This window comes from Chryseobacterium sp. AG844 (assembly GCF_003182335.1).
GTDB classification, from domain to species: Bacteria; Bacteroidota; Bacteroidia; order Flavobacteriales; family Weeksellaceae; genus Chryseobacterium; species Chryseobacterium cupriresistens.
Genome location: NZ_QGTV01000011.1, coordinates 96,539 through 123,512, shown reverse-complemented (window position 1 = coordinate 123,512; position 26,974 = coordinate 96,539). Strand labels below are relative to the sequence as shown.

The 26,974-nt window shown below is 37.2% G+C and carries 20 protein-coding genes; 13 read left to right on the top strand and 7 right to left on the bottom strand.

Features of this window, described 5'->3' with window-relative positions:
* Positions 1-7: 7 nt before the first annotated feature.
* The 6 genes from DEU40_RS12795 to DEU40_RS12770 all read left to right on the top strand — a co-directional run bounded on the left by DEU40_RS12795 (position 8) and on the right by DEU40_RS12770 (position 13,569).
* Positions 8-2,518 carry a M1 family metallopeptidase gene (locus DEU40_RS12795; protein WP_110010186.1) on the top strand — a complete coding sequence of 837 codons (2,511 nt, stop codon included), beginning with the start codon at positions 8-10 and terminating at the stop codon, positions 2,516-2,518.
* A gap of 168 nt (positions 2,519-2,686) precedes the next feature.
* Positions 2,687-4,015 (top strand): hydroxymethylglutaryl-CoA synthase family protein, encoded by a 1,329-nt coding sequence (locus DEU40_RS12790; RefSeq protein ID WP_110010185.1) that lies wholly within the window; start codon positions 2,687-2,689, stop codon positions 4,013-4,015.
* A 399-nt stretch (positions 4,016-4,414) separates the two neighbouring features.
* Positions 4,415-7,249, top strand: a complete 2,835-nt coding sequence (locus tag DEU40_RS12785) for a SusC/RagA family TonB-linked outer membrane protein (RefSeq protein ID WP_110010184.1) — start codon at positions 4,415-4,417, stop codon at positions 7,247-7,249.
* Positions 7,250-7,273: 24 nt separating this feature from the next.
* Positions 7,274-8,821, top strand: coding sequence for a RagB/SusD family nutrient uptake outer membrane protein (locus DEU40_RS12780; protein WP_110010183.1), 1,548 nt, complete (start codon positions 7,274-7,276; stop codon positions 8,819-8,821).
* Between the two features lie 477 nt (positions 8,822-9,298).
* Complete coding sequence (locus DEU40_RS12775) at positions 9,299-12,094, top strand: SusC/RagA family TonB-linked outer membrane protein (RefSeq protein WP_110010182.1); 2,796 nt, start codon at positions 9,299-9,301, stop codon at positions 12,092-12,094.
* Between the two features lie 14 nt (positions 12,095-12,108).
* Positions 12,109-13,569 (top strand): RagB/SusD family nutrient uptake outer membrane protein, encoded by a 1,461-nt coding sequence (locus tag DEU40_RS12770; RefSeq protein ID WP_110010181.1) that lies wholly within the window; start codon positions 12,109-12,111, stop codon positions 13,567-13,569.
* A 69-nt stretch (positions 13,570-13,638) separates the two neighbouring features.
* Here DEU40_RS12770 and DEU40_RS12765 read toward each other — a convergent pair whose 3' ends face one another.
* Entirely contained in the window at positions 13,639-14,562 is a 924-nt protein-coding gene (locus tag DEU40_RS12765; RefSeq protein WP_110010180.1) for an AraC family transcriptional regulator, read from the bottom strand.
* A 182-nt stretch (positions 14,563-14,744) separates the two neighbouring features.
* On the opposite strand from DEU40_RS12765, the gene DEU40_RS12760 reads away from it, so the two are divergent.
* From DEU40_RS12760 to DEU40_RS12750, 3 genes are all read left to right on the top strand, one after another.
* Complete coding sequence (locus tag DEU40_RS12760) at positions 14,745-16,274, top strand: aldehyde dehydrogenase family protein (protein WP_110010179.1); 1,530 nt, start codon at positions 14,745-14,747, stop codon at positions 16,272-16,274.
* A gap of 211 nt (positions 16,275-16,485) precedes the next feature.
* Complete coding sequence (gene adhP / locus DEU40_RS12755; RefSeq protein ID WP_110010178.1) at positions 16,486-17,520, top strand: alcohol dehydrogenase AdhP; 1,035 nt, start codon at positions 16,486-16,488, stop codon at positions 17,518-17,520.
* Positions 17,521-17,607: 87 nt separating this feature from the next.
* Positions 17,608-17,991 (top strand): DUF779 domain-containing protein, encoded by a 384-nt coding sequence (locus tag DEU40_RS12750; protein WP_110010177.1) that lies wholly within the window; start codon positions 17,608-17,610, stop codon positions 17,989-17,991.
* 17 nt (positions 17,992-18,008) lie between these two features.
* Here DEU40_RS12750 and DEU40_RS12745 read toward each other — a convergent pair whose 3' ends face one another.
* The gene (locus tag DEU40_RS12745; RefSeq protein ID WP_110010176.1) at positions 18,009-19,208 is read right to left on the bottom strand and encodes a dicarboxylate/amino acid:cation symporter; all 1,200 of its coding nucleotides are present in this window, start codon (positions 19,206-19,208) and stop codon (positions 18,009-18,011) included.
* A gap of 93 nt (positions 19,209-19,301) precedes the next feature.
* On the opposite strand from DEU40_RS12745, the gene DEU40_RS12740 reads away from it, so the two are divergent.
* Genes DEU40_RS12740 through DEU40_RS12730 form a run of 3 tightly spaced genes read left to right on the top strand, consistent with a single transcriptional unit; the run spans position 19,302 to position 21,090 of the window.
* Complete coding sequence (locus DEU40_RS12740) at positions 19,302-20,216, top strand: DnaJ C-terminal domain-containing protein (protein ID WP_110010175.1); 915 nt, start codon at positions 19,302-19,304, stop codon at positions 20,214-20,216.
* A 3-nt stretch (positions 20,217-20,219) separates the two neighbouring features.
* Positions 20,220-20,522 carry a chaperone modulator CbpM gene (locus DEU40_RS12735; RefSeq protein WP_079242769.1) on the top strand — a complete coding sequence of 101 codons (303 nt, stop codon included), beginning with the start codon at positions 20,220-20,222 and terminating at the stop codon, positions 20,520-20,522.
* Positions 20,523-20,559: 37 nt separating this feature from the next.
* Positions 20,560-21,090: a hypothetical protein gene (locus DEU40_RS12730; protein WP_110010174.1), complete on the top strand. Its 531-nt coding sequence runs from the start codon at positions 20,560-20,562 to the stop codon at positions 21,088-21,090.
* Positions 21,091-21,145: 55 nt separating this feature from the next.
* Here the strand turns inward: DEU40_RS12730 and DEU40_RS12725 are convergent, their stop codons facing one another.
* Together DEU40_RS12725 and DEU40_RS12720 are read right to left on the bottom strand one after the other, a co-directional pair.
* The gene (locus DEU40_RS12725) at positions 21,146-22,138 is read right to left on the bottom strand and encodes a PLP-dependent cysteine synthase family protein (RefSeq protein ID WP_110010173.1); all 993 of its coding nucleotides are present in this window, start codon (positions 22,136-22,138) and stop codon (positions 21,146-21,148) included.
* Between the two features lie 153 nt (positions 22,139-22,291).
* Entirely contained in the window at positions 22,292-23,521 is a 1,230-nt protein-coding gene (locus DEU40_RS12720) for an ABC transporter permease (RefSeq protein WP_110010172.1), read from the bottom strand.
* Between the two features lie 4 nt (positions 23,522-23,525).
* On the opposite strand from DEU40_RS12720, the gene DEU40_RS12715 reads away from it, so the two are divergent.
* The gene (locus DEU40_RS12715; protein WP_110010207.1) at positions 23,526-24,722 is read left to right on the top strand and encodes an exo-beta-N-acetylmuramidase NamZ domain-containing protein; all 1,197 of its coding nucleotides are present in this window, start codon (positions 23,526-23,528) and stop codon (positions 24,720-24,722) included.
* Here DEU40_RS12715 and DEU40_RS12710 read toward each other — a convergent pair whose 3' ends face one another.
* From DEU40_RS12710 to DEU40_RS12700, 3 genes are read right to left on the bottom strand one after another with little or no spacing between them, the layout of a single operon-like run.
* A complete protein-coding gene (locus DEU40_RS12710; protein WP_089690129.1) occupies positions 24,723-24,929 on the bottom strand; it encodes a hypothetical protein in 207 nt (68 codons plus the stop codon).
* Positions 24,930-24,933: 4 nt separating this feature from the next.
* Entirely contained in the window at positions 24,934-25,566 is a 633-nt protein-coding gene (locus DEU40_RS12705; protein ID WP_110010171.1) for a DUF3575 domain-containing protein, read from the bottom strand.
* Between the two features lie 14 nt (positions 25,567-25,580).
* Complete coding sequence (locus tag DEU40_RS12700; RefSeq protein WP_110010170.1) at positions 25,581-26,756, bottom strand: thioredoxin family protein; 1,176 nt, start codon at positions 26,754-26,756, stop codon at positions 25,581-25,583.
* Positions 26,757-26,974 lie beyond the last annotated feature (218 nt).

The window sequence follows — 26,974 nt, the reverse complement described above, 5'->3', positions numbered from 1 at the left end:
CAGACCGATGAGAAAGGCCATTTTATCAATTGCTATACTTGGAATTTTATTTTCCGCCAATGTATCAGCACAAACTGAAACTTCAGGAAGGGAAAAAGTATACAGAGCTACCCACACGAAAGTAACGGAGCTTAAGCACACAAAACTGAAAGTGAATTTCGATTATCAGAAAGAACAGATGAATGGGGAAGAATGGCTTACCGCTTCACCTTACTTCTATGCCACCAATGAGCTTACCCTTGATGCAAAAGGAATGCTGATTCATGAAGTGGCTCTTGATAACAACGGCAAAAAGTCTCCTTTAAAATACGAATACAAAGATGATGTTCTAAAAATTACGCTGGATAAAACCTATCAGAGAAATCAGGATTATACCGTTTACATCAAATATACCTCACGTCCGAATGAAGTGAAACAACAGGGAAGTATGGCAATCAATGATGCGAAAGGTTTGTATTTCATAAACGCTCAGGGAACAGATCCCAACACACCAACACAAATCTGGACACAGGGAGAAACAGAATCTTCTTCGGCATGGTTTCCTACTATTGATAAACCCAACCAAAAGACAACACAGGAAATCTATATGACAGTTCCTGATAAATATGTAACGCTTTCCAACGGTCTTATGAAAGATTCTAAAAAAGAATCCAACGGACTTAGAACCGATCATTGGGTGATGGACAAGAGACACTCTACTTATCTTTTCTTTATGGGCGTTGGAGAATATGCCATCGTAAAAGACAAATGGAAAAACATTCCTGTTGATTATTATATTGAAAAGGAATACGAGCCTTATGCTAAACAGATCTACGGAAATACTCCGGAAATGATCGACTTTTTCTCCAAAAAACTGAATTATGACTATCCATGGGCGAAATATGCCCAGATTTCCGGAAGAGATTATGTAAGTGGTGCAATGGAAAATACCACAGCCACTCTTCATGGAAGTGATATCCTTCAGAAACCCGGTCAGCTTATCGATGAAAATACATGGGAAGATACCATTGCCCATGAACTGTTCCATCATTGGTTTGGAGATCTGGTAACGGCAGAAAGCTGGAGCAACCTTACTGTCAATGAATCCTTTGCTAACTATTCCGAATACCTTTGGAATGAATACAAATACGGAAAAGACCAGGCAGATTATCACCTGATGACGGATGTGAATAATTATCTTCATAATCCGTCCGATTTTAATAAAAATCTGGTGAGATTCAATTACGAATCCCGTGAAGATGTTTTTGATCTTGTGACATACCAGAAAGGAGGTGGCATTTTAAATATGCTGAGAAACTATCTTGGAGATGATGCCTTCTTTGCCGGAATGAATGATTATCTGAAAACCAATGAATACCAAAATGCTGAAGCCCACCAATTAAGATTGTCTTTTGAAAAAGTTTCCGGGAAAGACTTAAACTGGTTCTTTAATCAATGGTATTTTGGAAGCGGAAACCCGAAGATTAATTATTCATCCACCTTTGAGCCGGTAAAAAAACAGGTTGCTGTAACCATTAATCAAACTCAGGAAAAACCATTTGAATTTCCTCTGGCTATTGATGTCTATGACAATGGAAAACCTAAAAGATATAATGTCTGGGTAAATGCAGAAGCAAAAAATACATTCAGTTTTGATGTTTCTAAAACACCGGATCTTGTCAATATCAATGCAGACGGAGTGTTACTGGCTGATATTACGGATACTAAAACTCCGGAACAGAATCTGATGCAGTTTACCAACTCCAAGGAATTTAAAAGCAGATATCTGGCTCTAAACGGAATTAAAGATCAGGCCGGGAAAAACCCTGCCGCTGTAAAATTATTGGCTGCTGCATTAAAAGATCCTTTCTTCAGAGTAAGGATAAAAGCATTAAACTTAATAGATCTTACCAATCCTGAACAAATGAAAGCATTGGGTGCTGAAGTTGAAAAACTGGTTTCCAATGATCCAAAAACATTAACTCAGGCTGCGGCTATTGCTGCTTTAGGAAAAACAAAAGACAAAAAATACCTTCCTTTATTTGAAAAAGGTGTAAATGCTGTTTCCAATGCAGTAAAAGGAAGTTCAATGGGTGCGCTTCTTTCTATTGATCCGTCAAGAGCAAACAGTCTTGCTGATAAAATTGATATGAAAGGTGCTTCAGAAGAATTGCAGGCACAATTGCTTCCTGTTATTGTAAAGAACAGAATTACTTCACAGATAGAAAATATTGCACCTCTTGCCACTTTTTATCCATTCATTAAATTCCAGAATCCGGAATTGGGAAAAGCAGCAGAAGACGGTTTCAACTGGATCATGACTTCCGATAACCTGAAAGCTACTGAAAGTGTCACTAAAATAGCAGGATATGCCAAAAACCAAATGGCAGGCAATCCACAGGCTAAAATGATGATGGTTCAGACGCTGAAAGATGGCTTGAGCAAAAAAATGGAACTGCTGAAACAGAATCCGCAAAACGCCGCAAGTATCAACAAGCAGATTGATGTCATCAATAAAGCAATTGAAAATTATAAGTAAATAGATAAAGCCGGCAAATATGCCGGCTTTCTTTTACTGTTAAAGGTTTCTGGATTACTGTATTATATTTTAAAACGCATTGGTTTTTAATGATGTTGCAAAAATTAGCATTTTTTACCACTGTTTTTTGCATTATCTTTCATAAATTCGTTTAAAATTTAGACAATTATGAGTTTTGGAATTGAAGCAGCGGGTTATTATGTGCCTGGTTTATATTTGGAGATTAAGGATTTAGCAGAAAAAAGAGGGATAGAGCCGGCGAAATTGGAAAAAGGCCTGGGTCTTCATAAAATGGGACTTTCTGATGTTCACGAAGACGCTGCCACTTTTGCAGCAGAAGCATTACTGAAGCTTATAAAAGATTATGAGATCAATCCTGAGGAAATAGCAAGAGTATATCTGGGAACAGAAAGTGCTGTAGATGCGGCAAAACCTACAGCTTCCTATGCTGTACAGATGGTGGAAAAAGTATTGGAAGAAGAATTTGGAACAAGATGTTTCAGAAACTGTGATGTGCTTGATATGACTTTTGCCTGTGTAGGGGGAGTAGATGCGTTACACAATGCTCTGGATTTTGTGAGGGTAAATCCTGATAAAAAAGCAGTTGTGATTGCCAGTGATTATGCAAAATATGAATTGGCTTCTTCAGGAGAATATACACAGGGAGGTGGTGCGGTAGCCCTTTTGGTTTCATCCAAACCGGACCTTCTTGAAATTGAAAATAATTGGGGAGTTGCTTCAGAAAGTGTTTTTGATTTTTTCAAACCCAGAAGATCATATAAAAAAGAAGACTTGAATGGCGCTCCGGAAACATATCCTGAAAAGATTGAAATTTTTACAGATGAGCCTGTTTTTGACGGACAATATTCTAACCAATGCTATCAGGATAGAATAAAAGAAGCTTATTATCATTATAAAGAATTAACAGGACAGGATAGACCATATGAAAACTGGGAGTATATTATCTTCCATCTTCCTTATGCCTTCCACGGAAAAAGAGTTTTCACAGAAATCTACAGTCTGGAGAATGGCCTTTCCTATGAAACTGCAGATGAACAGAAAGCAATCGCTAAGTCAGAAAATTATCTGAAATTAATCAATGATAAAATAGAAAAGACCCAGAGAGCTTCTTCTGAGATCGGGAATATGTATACCGCTTCTATTTTTATGGCATTTCTTTCTGCTTTACAGACATCTTTTAATGAAAATGAAGAACTTTCAGGAAAAGAAATTGGCTTTGTGGGATATGGAAGCGGATCGAAATCTAAGGTGTTTGCCGGAAAGGTATCCGGAAACTGGCGAAAAGTAGTAGAAAAATGGAATTTATTTGAAAATTTAAAGCAGAGAACTGCTGTTGATTTTGAAACCTATGAAAAGCTTCACAGAAAGCAGCTGAAAGATTCTGTAAATAAAAATTACAAAGGCTTTGGACTTGTTTCTATTGAAGAGGAAAATCCGGTTTTAATTGGGGCAAGATATTATAGCTTTAAGAAGTAATATTATAGAGTATGTAAAAGAAGCACCTCAAATTTTGAGGTGCTTCTTTTTTTTGAATACTTCTATGATATATTTTTATCATTTTGATGCTTCTAAGTGAATTTTTATTGCTTGATTTTGAATTTTTTTCAAGTTAAAATTCTTATTCTGTTAATTTCCTATGCTTTTTTTTAAAATAAAGTTAAACCTTGTGGTTTTTTTTCACTTGTTAAAATATAGCCAAATCTCTATTTTGATTTATTTTTTTTAATTAATAAGAATAATTCACGATCTGGGATGATATTTATTAATCTTTATTAGGGATTAAATTCTTTTTAATATCTTGTTTTACAGCGTTTTGCGAATTGGATCTGTTAAGAATTATTAACATATTTGCTCCATGTATTAAAAACTGTTAATATGAATGTAAAATTACGAGTTATAAGTGCTGGAGCATTGTTCTTTATAGGACAGGTAATGGCGGGACAAAAGTTGAAAAAGGATACTGTAAAAGTAAGTGATATTGATGAAGTGGTTGTTCTTGGTTACAGGAGTATGACCAAAAAGAACGCTGCAACTTCAGTGGCTACTATTGATAGCAAAACTATAGAAAACAGGCCAAACGCCAATGTAATGAATATTATACAGGGACAGTTGGCCGGAGTAAATGTTACAGCGAGCACGGGGCAGCCTGGTGCAAAACCTACGGTTGTTATTAGAGGAGTAGGTACATATAGTGGTAATTCAGACCCTCTATATGTGATAGATGGATTTCCTTCCAACAGTGATAATTTTAGGTCAATTAATCCCAATGACATTGATACATTTTCTGTATTGAAAGACGCAGCCGCTATTGCGGAATATGGATCTCGGGGATCAAATGGAGTTATATTGATCACTACTAAAAAAGGTAAATTTAACCAAAATATGCGTGTCAGGTATAGCAATCAGTTTGGTATTTCATTTTTACAAGATCCGAAATACAACTTGTCTGACTCTAAAGAATTTTTAAGCCTTCAAAAACTATATGGAGTAGGTGCTGGGGCTAAAATGACTGATGAGCAGATTGCAAGCTATAATATAAACACTGATTGGAAGAAAGTTTTCTTTAGGCCTGCTATTACTCAGAGCCATAATTTATCATTAGAATCCGGGGGACAGAATATCAATTCCTATACATCTATTGGTTATCTCGAAAATGAGGGAATTTTAAGAACAACTGGATTAAAGAGATTTACCGTAAGAAATAATATTAACGGCAAGAGTGAGACTGAACGCTTTAAGTACTCATTGGTAACAGGGTTAGGATTTTCAAAAAATAATGAAGCTATTCTTGATGCAGGAGCTGTTAACAGGAATTTTATTCTAGGTGCATACCGTTCCGCTCCACACTTATCTCCCGATTTATACCAAAATGGACAACAATTGTTTGATTTATATAGTAAAGATGGAACATTGTTATATACTCCTTTAATGCTAATGGATAAGTTAGTGAATTATAATAATCTTACGGAGGAAATGAGACTGGACATGGCTGCTAATTTATCTTATAAGATTACAAATGATTTAACGGTGAAAGCAAGAACGTCCGGACAATATCTTAATACCTGGTTTAATCAGGCAGAATATCCGCTTTCTTTTAATGCATTTTTATTTAAAGGAGCACAGGAGTTTTCAGGTTTTGAAGATATGAATCAAAGACGAGAGTTTTTATTTAATAACCTATGGCAACTGGAATATTTCAAAGTACTTGGAAAGCACACCTTCACTCTGCAAGGAAATGCGGAATATAACTATTCGCAACTCAATACTAATAATAACAGACAGAAAGGTCTGGATCCAAAGACATTTGTTCCTGGAACGGGAGCCGGATATATTGCAGATACCTCAAATAATGATTTTTATGTGTCAGCAACAAGTGCTTCGAAGTTAAAATGGGCCATGATCTCATATTTTGCATCTTTAGATTATGATTTTAATAAAAAGTACGGAATTACTGGAGTTATTAGGAGAGATGGAACCAATAGATTTTTTGGAGATAAACAATGGGGTACTTTTTGGTCAGTTGGAGGGAGATGGAATGTGGATGAAGAAAAGTTTATGCAGGACATAAAATTTGTGGATGCATTTAAAATCCGGGCCTCTTATGGAACACAAGGTAATCAGAGAATTGTTGACGGAAGTATTTATGCAGGATTAAACCCTCCGGGATATACTAATATATATTCTGTAACCAATAACACATATAATGGTAACCAAGGGTATGCTATAGCTTTTGGTGATAAAGAGTTGAGATGGGAAACAACAAAACAGTATAATATTGGATCTGACTTCGAATTCTTTAAAAGGAGATTAAGAGGGTCATTTGATTATTATGTGAAAGATACTCATGATTTATACATGCCTGATCCGACAGCGCCAGTGTCAGGTACATTAAGTATTGTGAGAAATACAGATGTTGTTTTACAAAATAAAGGTATAGAAGTAAATCTGGCCTATGATGTAATAAGAAATAAAGGAAATGATATTTCATTAATTTTTAGAGTAAACGGGTCAATCAATAATCAAAAAATAAGTGGTATTCAATCCGGAAATGGAAGGATATCTGACGGGCTGGTAGTAACTGAGAATGGTGGCCTTCTTAGAGAATATTTTTTGTATAAATATTTAGGGGTAAATCCTTCTGATGGTAATTTATTGTTTGAAGATGCTGATGGAAACCCTACAGAAAGTCCAAAAGATTCTGACAGGAAACTTATGGGAGTGAATAGATTGCCGAAATATCAGGGAGGATTTGGATTCGATTTTAACTACAAAAACTTTTTTGTTTCGTCTACTTTCACATTTGTTGCTAAACTTAAGCGCTTTGATTATGATATGTCTGATTTATATAATCCTAATAATTTAGCTTCGTTTAATGTAGATCGGGATCTTTTAAATGCCTGGACACCTTCTAATACAAATACAGACGTACCTTCTCTAAAAGCAGCCAATGTTGGATTGCAGGGGAATTCTGATAGATTTCTTGTAGATGCTTCTTATATCAGGCTGAGAAATGTTCAGTTAGGATACAGAATTCCTAAAAGACTTCTGAAGGACACCTTTATCAATGACATGTCATTTACATTACAAGGCGAAAACCTATTAACATTTACAAAATGGCGAGGGTATGATGTGGAAAGTCCAAACGGAGCCGATCAACAAAGGTATCCTTCACCTCGAGTTGTCACATTTGGTTTTGATGTTAAATTCTAGTTTAATAAATTAAGATAAATTGCAATGAAAAAAATATTTAAATATATCGTAATAACATCGGGAATATTACTTACTTCCTGTGATGATGAGCTGATAAGTCCTTTTACTCCCGGGTCCTTAACTGAAGAAATAGCTGTTACACAATCCTCAGATCTTCAAAAACTTATGAATTCTACATATAATCTCTTTTCTAACAGATCAGAAGCTGTTTTTACTTCTGTTTTTACTGACGAAGTTGGAATTGGATATGCAAACGGAGGACAGGGAATATCTCAAGAATATATCTTTTTATCGATTCCTTCTTCAGGTCTTTCTGGAAATATTTGGGTTGGCACTTATACAGCATTAGCAAGAGCTAACAGAGTAATTAAATATGCTGACAGTGTACAACCTGTTAATGCCACCGATGCTGCATTAATCTCCCAATTGAAAGCTGAGGCACTTACTATGAGAGCTTATGGACATTTAAGGATATTGGCTTATTACTCAACAAATTTAAAAGATGATAATGCACTGGCGGGAATATTGGCTGATAGAATATTTGAACCTGCTGAAAAAGAAAATCCAAGAGTTAAAAACGCAGACTTTTATGCACTAATTCATAAGGATCTGGACGCTGCATTAACAATTTATAATGGTTTGAGCGGGTATACTCCAAACAATGGTTTTGCCAATAAAAACTTTGCAAAGGGTTTGAAAGCCCGCGCTTATGCCTATAAAGGAGATTTTGTCAATGCCGAAAAGTGGGCGGATAATGTAATAAATACATCTGGAGTTACATTAGCTAATCAAGCTGACTACAGAAAAGTTTTTTTTACGGATAATGAACTAGCCAATAAAGAGGTTATTTTCAGATTAAAGAGAACAGCCCAACAAAATTCACAAGCAACTAATTTACATAATGGATGGTGTTCTGTTGCTCCCAATTTAAATGGTTCTCCTTACTACGAAATAAGTCGAGCTTTGTTTAATATTCTGAATCAAAACCCAAATGATGTGAGGCGAAATGTAATTGTAGCACCATCTTCTGTTATTGATCCCAACTATGCAACCTCTGCTGATTACAGAAACACAGATAAGCTAATTATTCAGAAACATGGTGGGACTGAATCAGGTACTGTTACTGCTGCTACTACAGGAACGAATGGTTTTAATAATGATTTTAAAATAATGAGGATTTCTGAAATGTATCTCATTAAAGCAGAAGCAAGAGCCGCTGCTGGAGATTTACTTGGAGTAGGGCAGGCATTAAAAGCTATTTTGGATGCTAGGTTTCCTGTTGCACAGACTCCTCCTGTATTTACAAATATTACCACTGCCTGGGCAGGTATTTTGAAAGAAAGAAGATTGGAATTAGCCTATGAAGGACACCGTTTTATAGACATAAAAAGATTGGGAACATTAGCTAATGTTACTATTGATAGGGATCCAGCAGATTATTCTTCAAGTTCTGCTAATTATCCTGCGGCGAATCCGGTCAATCTTCCTAATAACAGTTATAAGTTTGCTTTACCAATCCCCCAGGATGAGCTAAATGCAAACCCGGGAATTATTCAAAACCCAGGATATTAAAGGCAAACTATTATTATAAACTGAAAAATCAAAAGATTTCAACAGATTGAGAGATATACTTCTTATATTAATCAACGCAAGTCCCCTATTTAAAAGAGGGACTTTTTTGCTTTTACAGGTATAATTTTTATATAAAAATTAAGAAAATAGACCGATTTTTCTCCGATTTACTAAAAATTATGAATTGGTTGGTTTTAATTTTTTAGTCAAAAAAATGCTTTAAGTTTATTTTTTTAATCATTTATTTTAAATTAATGAAAATTGATTTTAATTTTAAAATTTATTAAAATTCCGTTAATATATAAATTGACTTATTTTTTGTTAAATTTTTAAATATTTTCAAAATGATTCCTCATCATTTTTTTAAGATGAATGTGAATCTCTCCGTTCTGGAAGCATGTTTTCAGCATTCAGCGAATTGATGTTATAGATATTTATCGACATATTTGTCGCTTGAATATATTAAAATCTGTTAATATGAATGTGAAGTTACATGTATTAAGTGCAGGAGCTTTGTTTTTTTTGGGACAAGCTGCTTTTGCGCAAAAATCTAAGAATGATTCTGTTCTGAAGGAGAATAAGATCGATGAAGTAATCGTTACTGGATACCAGAAGAAAAAAGCAGATGAAATTACCCAGGCTCAGGCTGTTGTTGGTGGTGATGAAATCAGAAGAAACTCTCCTACAACATCTATCGGTAACTCTTTACAGGGTAGAGCTTCAGGGGTATTTGTACAAAGTACTACCGGGCAGCCAGGTGCTGCTGCTACCATCCAGGTAAGAGGGATTGCCGGTGTTGGTGGTTCTTCAGAGCCTACTTATGTAGTAAACGGGATGTATATGACTGCAAGACAGTTCAGCGCAATCAACCCTGCAGACGTAGAGTCTATTTCAATTCTTAAAGATGCCGCTGCTACAGCACAGTATGGTGCGAGGGGAGCAAACGGAGTAGTGGTAGTAACTACTAAAGCCGGAAAAGCCGGAAAAACTCACTATTCATTCGAAACCAAGTTTGGTTTCAGTGAAAAACTGAGAGACAAAAACTACACCATGATGAACTCCAGAGAGCTGATGGATTTCCAGAATCAATTGGGATACCTTGGATTTAAACCAAGATCTCAGGAAGAAATGGATAGATTGGCTGCTTATGATCACAACTGGCAGAAAGATCTGTTGAAGCCTTCAAGCATCCAGTCTTATTTATTCAGTGCCCAGGGTGGTTCCAGAGAGAGTACTTTCTATTACTCTTTAGGGTATGATTCTGACAACGGAATTATCAGGGACATTGATGGTCTTAAAAGATATACTGGTAACTTTGGATTTACCAATAAACTGAGTGAAAAATTAAACGTAGGTATCAACCTTGGGGTTCAGTATCAGGAAACGCAGAATTTCAGAGACAGAAACAATACACAGAACCCATTTGGAGCCATGTATAAATATGCTCCATATGAGCCGGTTTATAATGCAGATGGCAGCTACAACCAAACCATGAGAGCTGGTTCTAACGTTGTTGAGCAGATCCGTAACTACAGATTAGACGACCAGAGACTAAGAATTCCGGTAACTTTATTTGCTGAATATAAAATTATCGATGGTCTTAAGTTTAAAACAAACTTTAACGGACTTTTCGATTGGTATATGGGAACTCAATGGCTGAAGAAAGGTTCAAACCTTGATATCACAGTGAACAAGGTTCCTACAGGTTCATTGAACAAAAATTCATTCTATACATTTAACTATACCTGGAACAACTCCATTAATTATAAAAAATCATATGGAGGCCACAACTTTGATTTCTTAGGATTTATCGAATATAACGATAACTACAACGAAACAATGAATGGTGGAGCTTACGGACTGAAATCTCCGGTAATCAATGTTCCATCAATTACAACACCTTCTGACAGAAATACATTTACAGGGGTTAAAGTAAGAAATACCCTGTTCAGTTTAGCGGGGATGTTAAACTATGATTATGAAGGTAGATATTTGGTAACAGGATCATTGAGAAGAGATGCTTCATCAAGATTTGGTGCCAATAACCAAAGTGGTATTTTCTGGTCTGCAAGTGCAGCATGGAATATCGCGAAGGAAGAATTCATGAAAGGAGGTTTTATTAATGATTTAAAACTTAGAGGATCTTACGGTACAACAGGTAACGACGGTACTTTACCGGATTATTTTAACGTGAACAATATCAGCTACGGCTTATATGGTACTAACGGTACTTCATATCCCGGAACATCTTCACAAGGCTATTATATCATTGGTAACAGCAACCTGAAATGGGAATCTAACGCAATTACCAACTTAGGAGTTGATTTCACAATGTGGAACAGAAGAGTTCGTGGATCCGTAGAAGTATATCAGAACAAGAGAAAAGATTTCGTACAGCTTGTACCTTTGGATAAACAGGAAGGTGGATACTACCAGTATATCAATGCAGGAGATATGTCTCAGAAAGGTCTTGAAGTTGAACTTAGCGTAGATGTGATCAAGCAGAAAGATTTCCAGTGGAATCTACATGCTAATATCTCTTTCCAGAAGTCTGTTCTTGACAAGTTAGCAGACGGGCAGACTGAAAGAAACTTAGGAGATACTTATTTAAAAGTAGGAGAGTCTCCATACGTATTCTATAATGTAAGATTTGCAGGAGTAGATCCAAGTAACGGAAAAGCTCTGTATTATGATAAAGAAGGTAATGTTACTGATGTTTACAGTGCATCCAATGCAGTTCCTCTTACGGATAAATCTCCGTTCCCAAAAAGTTTTGGTGGTTTCGGAACAACAGTTCAGTACAAAGGACTTGATTTCAGTGCAGATTTCTCATTCAAGCTAGGTGGTTATACTTATAACAACATGTACGCTGCTGCTGTTGATCCAACATTGGCTGTTGCTGGCAGAAATATGGCTCAAGCTGCTGCTCAGGTTTGGCAAAACCCTGGAGATACAGGAGTATTCCAGAAAGTTGACTCAAACGGTATGCGTGATTCTGATCAGTGGATTGAAAAATCAGATTACTTAAGATTAAGATCACTTACATTAGGATATACATTTGATAAAGCGTTCCTTGGAGAAGGATCTCCAATCAATAAGCTTAGAGCATATGTACAGGGACAAAACCTATTTACAGTGACTAAATTCCACGGAGAACCTGAAGTTTCAGTAGGATCCGGTGAATCTACAGCATTGTTCGTTCCTGGAGCATATAACCTTTATACTTATCCTGCTGTAAGAACAATCCTGGTAGGACTGCAATTAGAATTTTAATATTGAATAGCTTTATGAAAAGAAATATAATAAAAATAAGTTTAGCTGCGTTAACCATGTTTGTTTCGTTAACGTCTTGCGACAGAAATTTAGATCAAATCTCATCAATCAATGAAGATCAGGAGCAGGCCATGACCAGACCTGAGACCTTCAGACAGGCTATGGACGGTGCTTATACAGCGCTTAAAGGAGCCGGGTATTATACGAGTGATACAGGAAACCAGCTTATCATGGGGGATCTTACCACTGATAACCTTGTTCGTACAACTACAGGTAGAAATACCAATTTTGCTGCTTCGAACTTTGAATTCTCATCCGATAATTCACAGACGACAGGATTATATAGTGCTGCTTACCTTGTGATCAGCAGAGCTAACTTCGTTTTGAAATATATCAATAACGGTGTATTATCCGGAACGCAGAAAACGAATCTGGAAGCTGAAGCAAGAGCATTAAGAGCAATAGCTCATTTTGATATTGTAAGAGCGTATTCTAAGATCCCGACTCAATCTGCAGATGCAAAATCAAGTGTGGGGATTTATTACGCTGAAAAATATGATCCTCTCAACAATACAGGTTCCAGAAATTTAACTGTTGAGCAAGTGTATGATAAGATTATAGCTGATTTATTATTCGGTGCTGATAATATTACGCAGAATGATGCTGATAAAGGAAGACTAAGTAAAGCTGCTATCTATGGATTATTATCAAGAGTATACCTATACAAAGGAGACTATGCTAAGACTGTAGAATATGGAGAGCTGGCATTAGGACTGTCACCAGGCATTACTGAAAAGAAAAATTTTACTTCTCTGTGGAAAGAAGAAAATAATGCTAAGAATGTGGACGGAATTTTATTCCAGGTGTTAAATGCGGCATCAGAACAAAATACAGTAGGTGTTGCATATAATCAATCAGTTCCGGCCCTAAGATCTGAATTTGTTGTGGATTATGATCTGTATACCTCATATACAGATAATGATGTGAGAAAACCTGTTTATTTCACTACCAGTGTATACAGCAAACAAAATTATAATCATGTAACAAAATATTCAGGAAACGGAGGTCCTGCCAACATCGTTTCAATTAAATATTTAAGAGGAGCTGAAGTATTATTAAATGTGGCTGAAGCACACTATAGAACCGGTAATGGTGCACAGGCTCTTGTTTTACTCAACAAATTAAGAGCTGAAAGATATAATTCATTTACTCCTGGTACAGAAACAGGGCAAGCTCTTTTAGATGCTATTTTAAAAGAAAGAAGATTGGAGCTTGCATTTGAAAATGACAGATGGTATACATTGAAGAGATTAAATCTTCCTGTTCAGAGATCTGGAAAAGGAGACCTTTCTGATGGTACCGGTACACCTTCTGTTGCACAGACTCTTGCGACCGGAAGCTACAAGTGGCAGTGGCCAATTCCTATCAGCGCTATTCAGGCGAATCCGAATATTGAACAAAACAAAGGTTACTAATTGTGTAATTACTGTTTTTAATAATAAGAGCTCCATTAAATGGGGCTCTTTTTTATACATTGATATGAATTACCGCAGAACCATTTTATCCTGATAACTTTTCGGAGTCACTCCTTCCAGTTGTTTAAATACTCTTGTAAAATAGTTTGTATCTGAAAATCCCGTCTGAAAAGCGGTTTCTTTGATGCTGGTCTGGCTTGCCAGCAATTCCTTCGCTTTGCTGATTCTTTCCTGCAAAATGAAATCATTGGGAGATGTTCCCAACTCATCTTTGAACATTTTAAAGAAATTCGACTTACTTACATAGGCCAGCTTGGCGATACTGTCAATAGACAATTTCTGATGCAGGTTTCTTTTAATATAATTCACCGCAAAACCTATCCTGGATTTATTTTTTACAATATTCTTTTCCACCATGCCTCTTGCCTGAGTCTGCATCAGCCTTATCAGAAGTTCTTTCAATGCAAAATCAGCCATGATATCTTTTTGAGAATTATCATCCATGGCAATTCTCATAATATTGTTGGTGGCAGAAGCAAGTGCTTTATTATTAAACAGAAAATACTCATCAAGCTGAATGTTCCATTGCGAAGTTTCATCTGCTTTGGGAAGATGGTAATTCAGGTAGTTGAGAGAATCCTCAATAAAATCAGGATTAAGGCTTAAAGAAACACATTGGGTAGGAGTTTCATCCGCCTCAGGAAAATCAATCACCATTGTTTCTCCCGGGGCTACCAGAATGCTTTCTCCCGGATAATAATCAAAGTAACTGGTCTTATTATCCAGTTTCATATGTTTTTTACCCCTCAGCATTGCCGTAAATGCAATGTTTTCAAAATGAAGTTTTACATCAAAAGCGGCCTTATGAGTCTCATAAATGCTGAACTCACAATTGTTTAGATTGAATTTCGTCTGGTTTTCAACAAGACTCAATAGCTGGCTCTCCTTTCGTAATTCAGGAGTGTTTAATAAAATCTTACTATTGTTATTCATTTCTAATTTTTTTTGAAAAAGAGGTAACTCAAATATAGAAAATTTGAGTGTACGTTGCTGTTAATAAAATACTAAAATTGAACCTCTTGCACTATTTTCCACTTTTTTTATACGATTGTGCTATACTCTTTCTGGCTTCTCAGTGTAATTTGGCGTTATCGAAAAATAAAAACAATACTAATATGAGCACTATTACAGAACCAAGATCAACAACGCTTTTACAGCGCCCGGAGTTTAAAAACAGATACGATAATTATATTGACGGGAAATTCACACCACCCGTTAAAGGACAGTATTTTGACGTGGTTTCCCCGGTAGATGGCAAAAACTTCACTCAGGTAGCACACTCGTCCAAAGAAGACCTGGAACTGGCTGTTGATGCAGCTGAAAAAGCATTTCAAACATGGAAAAATACTTCTTCTACAGAAAGAAGCATCATCCTGAACAAAATTGCAGACAGAATGGAACAGAACCTGGAATACCTTGCTACAGTAGAAACAATAGATAACGGAAAAGCTGTAAGAGAAACACTGGCAGCAGATCTACCTTTAGCTATTGATCATTTCAGATACTTTGCGTCTGTGATCCGCGCAGAAGAAGGATCTCATAACGAACTGGACAAAGACACCGTTTCCTTAATTGTTCACGAACCTCTTGGAGTAATCGCACAGATCATCCCATGGAATTTCCCGATCCTGATGGCTGTCTGGAAGCTGGCTCCGGCATTGGCAGCAGGAAACTGTGTTGTTTTAAAGCCTGCAGAAAGCACTCCTGTTTCCATTATGGTATTAATGGAGCTTATTGGTGACCTTTTACCGGCAGGAGTTATTAATATTGTCAACGGATTCGGAGCAGAACTTGGAAGAGCGCTCGTTACCAATCCGAAAGTTGCCAAAGCAGCATTTACAGGTTCTACCGCTACCGGACGATTGGTAATGCAATACGCTACAGAAAATATTATTCCGGTAACGTTGGAATTGGGAGGAAAATCACCCAATGTTTTCTTCAATTCTGTAATGGATGCAGATGATGAATTTTTAGATAAAGCCATAGAAGGAGCTGTTCTTTTTGCCCTTAACCAGGGAGAAATCTGCACATGTCCTTCAAGATTACTGGTTCAGGAAGGAATTGCAGATGCCTTTATCGAAAGAGTGATTGAAAGGGTAAAAGCCATCAAAGTAGGAAATCCACTGGATAAAACCGTAATGATGGGAGCCCAGGCTTCGCAGATCCAGAAAGATAAAATCCTTTCCTATATCCAGCTGGGAATAGATGAAGGAGCAGAAGTATTGGTGGGTGGAGATGTCAATCACCTGGGAGAAGATCTTGAAGACGGCTACTACATTCAGCCGACTATTTTCAAAGGAAACAACAAAATGAGAATTTTTCAGGAAGAAATTTTCGGGCCTGTGCTGGCATTTACCACTTTCAAAGATGAAGAAGAGGCCGTGAAAATTGCCAATGATACGATCTACGGACTGGGGGCAGGTTTATGGACCAGAGATGCCCACCAGCTGTACAATATTCCAAGACAGATTGAAGCAGGTAGAGTATGGGTAAACCAATATCACTCTTATCCGGCAGGAGCTCCTTTCGGAGGTTACAAACAATCAGGAATAGGAAGAGAAAACCATAAAATGATGCTCGATCATTACCGTCAAACCAAAAACATGCTGATTTCTTATAACAAGAATAAGCTAGGTTTCTTTTAATATTATTATTTAGGACGTGCCCGATTGCCTTGGCTTTATCCAGGGCAAAACGGTCGGGCTATCCAGGGCTGCACTTCGTTTCGGTGCTCCATTGCATTGCGCACCGGCTCGTTCCTCGCCGCCCTTCCTATCCCTCACGCAGGGAAATTAATAGTTCAGAAGCAGAGATAAAAACTGATAACGTGAAATAACTCAATCCAAAAAAGAAAATATGATTCCAAAAACAATGAAAGCGGCGGTAGTTCAGGGCTATGGCCAACCTTTGAAAATAGAAGAAGTACCTGTAAGAGAACCCGGAAGATATGAAGTGCTTGTTAAAGTTATCGCCTGTGGAGTTTGCCACACAGATTTACATGCTGTGGATGGCGACTGGCCTGCAAAACCTAAGATGCCGCTTATCCCCGGACACGAAGGAGTAGGGATCGTGGTAGCCTGCGGACCGGAAGCTTTTGTGAAAGAAGGAGATGCGGTAGGAGTTCCATGGCTGTACAGTGCTTGCGGATGCTGCGATTATTGTATTACAGGATGGGAAACCCTTTGTGAAGCACAGAAAAATGGCGGTTACAGTGTCGATGGTGGATTTGCAGAATACGTCATTGCAGACTCAAGATATGTGGGACATTTGAAATCTGATGTTAACTTTTTGGAAATTGCCCCAATTTTATGTGCCGGAGTCACAGTTTACAAAGGATTGAAAGAAACAGAAACAAAACCCGGCGAATGGGTAGCCATTTCAGGAATCGGTGGACTGGGACATGTAGCAGTTCAATATGCAAAAGCTATGGGAATGCATGTTGCTGCTATTGATGTAGCAGATGATAAGCTTGAACTGGCGAAAAAATTAGGTGCAGACCTTGTAGTCAATGCAAAAAACACAGATCCTGGAGAATATTTGCATAAAGAAGTCGGCGGAATGCACGGCGCATTGATTACTGCGGTTTCACCTATCGCTTTCAAACAGGGAATAGATGTACTGAGAAGAAAAGGAACCATTGCTCTGAATGGCCTGCCTCCCGGCTCTTTTGAACTCCCTATTTTTGAAACGGTTTTGAAAAGGATCACCGTGAGAGGCTCTATTGTAGGAACCAGAAAAGACTTGCAGGAAGCATTGGATTTTGCCAATGAAGGACTGGTAAAAGCCACCGTTACTCCTGCAAAACTGGAAGATATCAATGATGTATTCGATAAAATGAAAAAAGGACAGATTGACGGCAGAATCGTTCTGGATATTGCCGGCTCAAATTAATTTGATGATGTATAGATGATCCCGGTTAATTTATTGTACCGGGATCTTTTGTCAATATAAGGTTTACATTAAATCAAAATAAAAACAATGGAAACAAAAATATCAAGACTTTCCGCTACTGAGCAGGCACTTGAAGTAATTGACAAGCTGGAAGATCAATACGGCCCCCTGATGTTTTACCAGGCAGGAGGATGTTGTGAAGGGACTCAGCCGCAATGTTTTGAAAAAGGAGGCTTCTTTCCCAGAATGAATGATGCCATGATAGGAACCATCAACGGACATGAGTTCTGGATAGACCGCGATTTGTTTGAATACTGGAAATATTCACATTTTACCCTCGATGTTACAGAAGGTTTCGGACCTGGTGGGTTTTCACTGGAAACTCCTTTGGGAAAAACGTTTAAAGTTCATTACAGGCTATTTACCCCGGAAGAATATGAAAACCTCGAACCGGTAAAACGTAGTGAATAGGGTCTTTAACAAAAAAGTCAGACCTTGACAAACCGGTTGACAAACATAGCCGCCACGATATCTCCTACAGCGTTCAGAACGGTAGCCAACGGATCTACCAATGTCCCGATGATCATCACCGCAGGAATTGCTTCCTGGGGTAGTTTATAAACAGAAATCATCAGCATTTCCCCAATATATCCGCCATTAGGAATTCCACCCGCTACAATACTCACAAAAACAGTAATCCCCAAAGCTAAAAGCAGATTGGCAGGATCAAAAAAATCTTTTCCAATAATTAAGAATGCCACATAGATCTTGATAATCGAAGACATGGAAGACCCGTTTTTATGCAAAGTAGTCCCGATAGGAATCACCAGATTGGCAATAGAATTCGGAATCCCGATTTTGGAAGCCGCCTGTAAATTAGCAGGCATTGTTGCAAAACTGCTGCATGTGCTTATGGCGGTCAAAGTAGGGTAGATCGCATTTGTCCAAAAGCTTTTCACTCCTTTTTGCCCATTCGCCATAAACGCATAGATGGAAAAGAACACAAGGAAATAAATAACTCCTGCAATATAATATAACCCTAAAGGTTTAGCATAAAATCCAAAAAGTTGTGGCCCCAAAGTAGCGACCTGATAAGCAAAGTAGGCTCCCAAACCAATAGGTGCCAGTTTCATTACCAGCAAAAGAAGTTCTTTCATGACTTCATATCCTGAAGCGATAAACACTCTGAAAGGCTGTCCTTTTTCTCCTGTTTTTCTGGCTGCAAATCCTGTCAGGAAAGCAAATACTAAAAGAGCCAGCATATTCCTTCTTGAAAAAAGCTCTGTAAATTCTCCCACGGTAAAGAAACTTACAATTCTGTTGCCCCATGTATCCTCATTGGCCGCTTCTGTTATCATCTCAGAACTTCCAGAGACCCCTGAAACCGGAAAAAGATAGACCGCGCAAATTGTGAAAACAGCTGCTGTGAGAATAAAAAATAAGAAAGTAAGAGCCATTACAAGGATGATCTTTCCAAATTTAGACTGCTGCTCCAGAGAGGCAATAGAATTGGATACCGCAAAAAATACCAGAGGAACCACACTCACAAAAAGAAGATTCAGAAAAATATCTCCCAAAGGTTTAATGTATTCCACAAAACCGGGTGCAACAATTCCTATGATGCTTCCAACAATGATTCCTAAAAGTAAAAATATGATTCCAGAGTAGTTTTTCAATACATCTTTCATGTATGGGTTTTTATCAAAGATAGGTTTATTTTTAACATTCTGTTATACAATTTTCAGACCTAAAATTCATAAATTTGAGTAAACCTCATTTCTATGGCTTATATAGATTATTATAAAATTTTAGGCGTAGATAAAAACGCAACACAGGATGATATCAAAAAGGCCTACCGGAAATTGGCAAGAAAACATCATCCCGATCTCAACCCCGGAGACAAAGAAGCAGAAAAGAAATTCAAAGAACTGAATGAAGCGAACGAAGTGCTGAGTAATCCGGAAAACAGATCAAAATATGACAAGTACGGAGAACACTGGAAGCACGGCGAAGAATACGAAAAAGCCCAGCAGCAACAGCAAAGACAGTATCAACAACAAAGTTATAACGGAGGTTATTCCGGTGCAGACTTTGGTGGAGGTGAAGATTTCTCAGATTTCTTCCAGGATATGTTTGGCGGTGCAGGCGGTGGATTTGGCAGAAGTTCCAGAGGAAGAGCCTCTGGCAAGTTCAAAGGACAGGATATTCATGCTGAACTGAACTTAAATTTAAGGGACGCCGCAACTACTCATCCGCAAACTTTTGAAATCAATGGTAAAAAAGTAAGAATCACGATTCCTGCAGGAGTATATGACGGGCAGCAGATCAAGTTAAAAGGACATGGAAATCCAGGCGTAAACGGAGGACCCAATGGAGATTTATACATTACCTTCAATATCCCGGCTGATCCGGATTTTGAAAGAATCGGCGATGATCTGAAAACCAAAGTCACCATTGATTTGTATACTGCTGTTCTGGGCGGAGAAGTAAAAGTACATACGCTCCATGGAAGTGTAAACCTTAAAGTGAAACCGGAAACCCAAACCGGAATGACGGTAAGACTTAAAGGAAAAGGTTTTCCAGTCTATAAAAAAGAAGGAGAACACGGTGATCTTTTTGTAACTTATGAAGTGAAACTGCCAACCAACCTTACCGAAAAGCAGAAAGAACTTTTTGAACAACTAAAAAATTCCTAAGCTATGAGTGAAAGAATATCACGGGAAGAACTCGTAAAAATCTATAATATAGAAATTACTTTTTTTGATGAGCTTGTAGATTACGGGCTGCTGAATATTCAGATTGAAAACAATATTCATTATCTGATGTATGAAGATCTGCCTGACCTGGAAAAATTTGCCAACTGGCATTATGATCTCGAAATTAACCTGCCCGGCCTTGAAGTGATTCATAATATGCTGAAAAAACTGGATGCTCTGAACCGCAGAAACAGAGAACTCATGAATAAACTTTCTGCCATAAGTGATCAATATGAAGATATTTAGTTTAGTTTTGTAGCTTTTTAAAGCAAACTCTATAATTATGAATGAAGAAAAGGTGATTACACTAAAACCGGACAGGAAGATTTTTGAAGATATTTATTTTAGCGGTAATCAGGGAAGTCTGCTTTTTTCACCGACTACAAAAAGTAAAACGATTGCCACCATTGCAGCAGCAGTAGTTGTTTTCATTGTTTTTCTTTTCAAAGATCTTTTGAGTAAAGAAAGTGTGGGGATTTTATACTTTTTAAGCTTTATATTTCTGCTTTGTGCTGTTTTTTTATCCGTAAGTGTTAATAAAGTTTCAAGATGGAAAAAACAGGTGAATCATTATTTAAGCGGGCTTGAAAGATGTAAAGTATATGAAATCAGGTTGGATAAGAACTTTTTCACCGTCAATATTGACGGCGATAAAGAAACCAGCGAATGGAAGGATTTTGAATATTTCGACAGCACTCATGAATTTATTTCTCTGGAAGGAAAATACAGCTATATGTTTCCCAGAAAATCAATGAATGAGAAAGAATACAGCTTTCTCAAAAATACATTGAAAGAGAAAGTTAAAACCGATTAATAAAAACAAAAACGGAGCAAAATTTTGCTCCGTTTTTTATTATATACAAGTTAGCTTATTTGTTCTCTTCCAACCATCCCATTTCCTTCATCCACTCGTCATTGTAGATTTTTCCTACATATCTTGAGCCATGGTCATGAAGTAAAACAACAATGACATCATCTTTTGTGAACTGATCTTTCATCTGAATTAAAGATGCAATAGCACTTCCGGCAGAATATCCACAGAAAATACCTTCCTCTTTCGCCAGTTTTCTGGCATAGATAGCACCGTCTTTATCCGTTACTTTCTCAAAGTGATCAATTACAGACATATCATAGTTTTCAGGAATAATGTCTTCCCCGATTCCTTCTGTAATATAGGTGTAAGCATGGTCATAATGCAGTTCACCTGTTTCGTGGAATTCTTTCAGAATAGAGCCATAAGTATCCACTCCGATTACTTTGATATCCTGATTTTTTTCTTTGAAAAATGTTCCGCATCCGGTGATTGTACCTCCTGTTCCGGCTCCTACTACAAAATGAGTCAGTTTTCCTTCTGTCTGTTCCCAGATTTCAGGAGCGGTAGATTCATAATGAGCAGCTCTGTTAGATAAATTATCATATTGGTTGACATACCATCCGTTTTCCGTTTCTTTTGCCAGTCTTTTGGAAACTGAATAATAAGATCTTGGATCGGTAGGTTTTACGTCGGTAGGGCAAACAATTACTTCAGCTCCTACAGCACGAAGAATGTCACATTTTTCTTTTGACTGTTTTGAATTAGTCACAAAGATACATTTGTATCCTTTGATGATGGCAGCCAGTGCCAGTCCCATTCCTGTATTTCCGGAAGTTCCTTCAATAATGGTTCCTCCAGGTTTTAATCTGCCGTCTTTTTCGGCATCCTCTATCATTTTAAGAGCCATTCTGTCCTTTACGGAGTTTCCGGGATTGAAGGTCTCTACTTTTGCTAATACCAATGCCGGAAAATCTTCACCTAATACTTTGTTAAGCTTTACCAGCGGTGTGTTACCTATCGTTTCAAGGATATTTTTTGCGTATTTCATAAATGTTTTATAAGCGGCACAAAGATACGGCTTTTAAAATTATCTTCATTGTGGATAACATGTGGATAAGTTGTGGATAATACTGAAATCAACTGATACACAATTAATAACTTTTAAATATCAAATATCAAATATCAAATATCAAATATCGTATTAGTTGTACTTAATCGCCTTCACCGGAGAAATCTTACTGATCAGGTAGCTCGGAATAATCAAAGCCAGTCCTGAGATAATAAGAATTCCTACTGAGATGGAGACAATAGCAATAGGGTTAAGATCTACCGGAACGGTGCTTACATAATAATTTTCAGGATTCAGCTTGATAACTCCAAAGAATTTCTGGATTAAAATCAATCCCAATCCGATAGCATTTCCGTACAAAAGCCCTGGAATCATAATAATCAGGGTATAATTGATAAAGGTAGCTCTTATCTGTGAATTGCTTGCGCCTAATGTTTTGAGAAGACCAATAGAATTGGTTCTTTCGATAATAAGGATCAGCAAAACCATAATGATATTGATGACCACTACGATAAGCATAATAATAATGATCAAAGCAATATTGGTATCAAAAATACTGATCCAGTCTGTAATCTGCGGGAATTTTTCTGTCGCTTTCTCAGCATAATTTTTATACCCGATCAGTTTCTCAATGTCAGGAAAATCTTTGTCGATATCATTCACATTCTTCAGGAAGATATCGATTCCGCCAATTTCATCAGGTTTCATATCCTGAATTTTTCTGGCATGATTGATACCGCCGATAACGAATTGCTCGTCAATGAGCTTGATATCCGTTCTGTAAATTCCGATAACTCTGAACTTACGGTAAAGCGGTTTCTGATCAGCTTTTAAAAATACGGTTACAATGCTGTCATTCAATTTAAGATGAAGGTCATTGGCTACTTTCTGAGAAATCGCTACATCACTATTGAATCCTTTTTCTGTTACCTTCGGAGTTGTTCCGGCTATAAGGAATTTTTTAAATCTTAAACTATCAAAATCCTTACCGATTCCTTTAAATATAATGCCTGCGAAATTGTGCTCATTACGCATAATTCCGGTAACTGTTACATATTTTTGAGTGCTTTCCACATCGGGAAGTTCTTTTATCTTGGCAATATTCAGTCCCTGATTGTCCAGTACAGAAGTATTGTATGAAGAATTGGATCTTGTAGATCTTACGGTAATATGTCCGCTGAAATCAGCCAGCCTTTCTTTGATAGCTTTTTTTGAACCAAAACCGGTGGCTACGGTAATGAGGGAAACAATAATTCCCAAAGCTACGGAAAGCCTGCCAATGAAGATGATAACCCTTGAAAGGTTATTTTTGTTATCTTTGGAAAATGCTATTTTTCTAGAGAAATATAAAGGAAATTTCAAGCTTATGAATTTAGATTTCAAAATTAAAAATTTACTTCTGATTTGCCTAATTTTTTTAGGAGTATTCAACCAATATTATTCTCAGACTCAAGTTCAACCGGATTTTAAAACGGGTGCCGACCAGCCTGAAATCTACCTGCCGTTGTTAAAGAATAAAACAATTGGGGTGGTAACCAATCAGACAGGTTTAATGATTGATAAAACCCATCTGGTTGATTTTCTGGTAAAAAACGGAATTAAAATCAAGTCTATTTTCGCTCCTGAACATGGATTCAGAGGAGATGCAGATGCAGGGGCAAAAGTGAAGAACGGAGTAGATGTGAAGACCGGAATTCCCATTGTTTCATTATATGGAAATAATAAAAAGCCAAAGCCGGAACAGCTTTCCGGAATTGATGTTGTTGTTTTTGATATTCAGGATGTTGGAGTGAGGTTTTATACGTATATATCTACATTATCCTATCTGATGGAAGCAGGCGCTGAAAATAATGTGGAGATCATGGTTTTGGATCGTCCCAATCCGCATGACGGATATACCGACGGTCCTGTATTGAGGAAAAAATGGGCAAGTTTTGTCGGACTTCACGAAGTTCCCGTGGTATATGGGCTTACAATAGGAGAGTATGGAAAGATGGTAAACGGAGAGAAATGGCTTAAAAATCAAGTACAGGCGAAATATACGCTTGTTCCGATGAAGAATTATCATAAAAAGCAGCGTTACCCAATACTTGATAAACCTTCTCCTAATTTACCCAATGATAAAGCGATTAATTTATATCCGAGCCTTTGCTTTTTTGAAGGCACCCAGGTTTCTGTAGGAAGAGGAACAGATCTTCCTTTCCAGATTTATGGTTCTCCATGGACGGAAAATCTGCCTTATCAGTTTACGCCAAAACCAAGCTACGGAGCTAAAGATCCATTCCTGAACGGGAAGTTGTGTTATGGTGAAAACCTTTCCAGTTATCCTAAGGATCTAAGAGAACTGAATCTTGAATGGGTAATCAAAGCCTATCAAAACTATAAAAATCCACAGCAGGATTTCTTCCTGAAAAATCTGTGGTTTGATACTTTATCCGGAACTGATGAATTGAGAAAACAGATCATCGCAGGAAAATCAATTCCGGAAATTAAAGATTCATGGAAAAAAGATCTGGAAAGTTTCGAAAAGATCAGAACCAGATATGTGGTGTACGAAGATTAATTAATCAAAATTTTGGGGCGGATTTTTATCATTTCTGCCCTTATTCAATATAAATAGTCCGATAGTTAATCCAACAACTCCTGCAAAAGCCGTCATTAAGGCTCTCTGTAATTTATCAGGTAAATCATTCCCGATATAATTCATTAAAAAAAGAATCACAAAAGTGATGACTGAAATGATAATATGATTTCTTCCGAATGGTTTCATTGTATTATTTTAATTTATAAGAAATCATGACACCGCCTCTGTATGGGATGATTTCACCGCTTTTATTGAATTCCTTGGCAGAATCGTAACGTCTTCCTGTAGATTTGTCGTACCCTTTATAAAACCCTTGTGATGTTCCGATTGTTCCGTAAATATCAAGATTCCAGCGCTCGGATAATTGAAACTGGTATCCGGCTGTAACTCCCAGCATTACAGAAAATCCTTTCTGGTACAGGTTGGAGTTTTTAAGGATTTCTTTATTCCAGTTTTCAAAGGTATTGTCATTCCAATAACTCCATTTTGTGGCATTGTAAGCAGCAACAGCTACGTTTGCACCTACATACCAATGTTTGAAAGCTTCAGTAAAATAATATCTTCCTTCTGCAGAGACAGAGTAAAACTGTAGTTTGTGTCCTGCAAATGATTTCCATGGTGAAATGAAAACATCTCCCTGAAGGGTATATTTCGGACTGATCTGTTTTTCTATTCCAAGGTTTAAAATCCCTATCGGAGCAAATAAAGCATTCCCTTTTATGTATAAACTGTTATCCTGTCCTCCTTGTTCCTGTTTCTGAGCGCTCAACGTAGCTGTAGACAGGAAAGCTAAAATGCCTGCTGCTAATAATTTATATTTCATCCGGTTTATGATGTTTATTTTATCTGCTTTAATAGTTCATCTGCCAGTTGAGAATCCTTATTGCCCTGAACTGTCATATTTTTAGACATTTCAGCATAGTTTTTTGCCATCTCTTTATTTCCGGTAAGGTGATAAAGCTTGGCAAGAATATAAGTGTTTTCCGAAGTTTCGCTTCTCATAACAGATTTTTCTGCCCATTCTGTAGCTTTCTTTAATGAAGATGGAGTTTTCACATGATCTGCAAATATCCATGCTGCTCTCAGGAGCTCATTCGGATCAAAGGCATCAGAATTTTTATAATAATCTAAAGCCGCTTTCTCGTATTCAGGAAAATTACTGTTCTGTTCATAATAGCTGAGTTTAGTCTGATTCAGCTTTTTAACAGCAGCTTCTTTCCCTACCAATGGTTCGGCAGCTTTCATAAAATAGTCATCATTGATTTTTTTATTTTTATCATCAATAGACTGTTCTACTATTTTTCCCAGTTTCAGCTGGGCATCAAATTCATTGTAAGTTTCTTCAGGAAGGAATTTAATAATCTCTGCTTTTCTGGATGCAAAAACAGGATAGTTGGTATCTTCCGATGATTTTACGAAGTAAAGAAGAAATCCGATTTCATCCTTTGACAGTTCTTCGGTTTTCTTTTTGTTCTGGAAGTATCTTTCTGAAGCTTTTTTGGCAAATTCATAATCTGAGTTGGCATTAAGCTTCATAATATTGATCAGGAATTCCGGGTCTTTTTCCCCGCCGGCAAAGCGGTCTTTAAGAGATCCTTTTTTGTTTCCCGGTGAATTGATATCCTGAGCCATTGCCACAAACAGGCTTTCTTCCATATATCCTGTATTTCGGGAAACAAGCTCGCCTTCACCGTTCAGGAAAAGATAAGTAGGATAGGAGCGTACTCCGAATTTCGAAGCAATATCTCTGCCTTCTCCTTTTTCCATATCAAATCTCGCATTAATGAAGTTGGTATTGTAATAATCACTCACGGATTTCTGTGTGAAGACATTTTTTTCCATCATTTTACAAGGGCCGCACCAAGATGCATAGGCATCAATAAAAACCAATTTCTTTTCTTTCTTGGCTTTGGCAATAATGTCCTTGAATGGCAGTTCCTGAAACTGGATGGCTTCCTGAGCTGAAATAGCGATGGCACAAAAAATAGATATCCCGGAGATGATCTTCTTCATTTTCAAATAAGATTTGTAGGCGAAGATAATTAATTTTCAAAATATAGCGTGATGAATAGGTGGTCTCAATGACGATATTAACGAACTTTAAGACTTAGGCGTATCTGATTTTTGTTTTTTGCTTTAAAATATGAAATCTAAATTTAATTCACTTTACAGTCCTGAAATCTTTGTTATATCTTTGCAAACGAATAATTTATATGTAGAGGAATCCATAA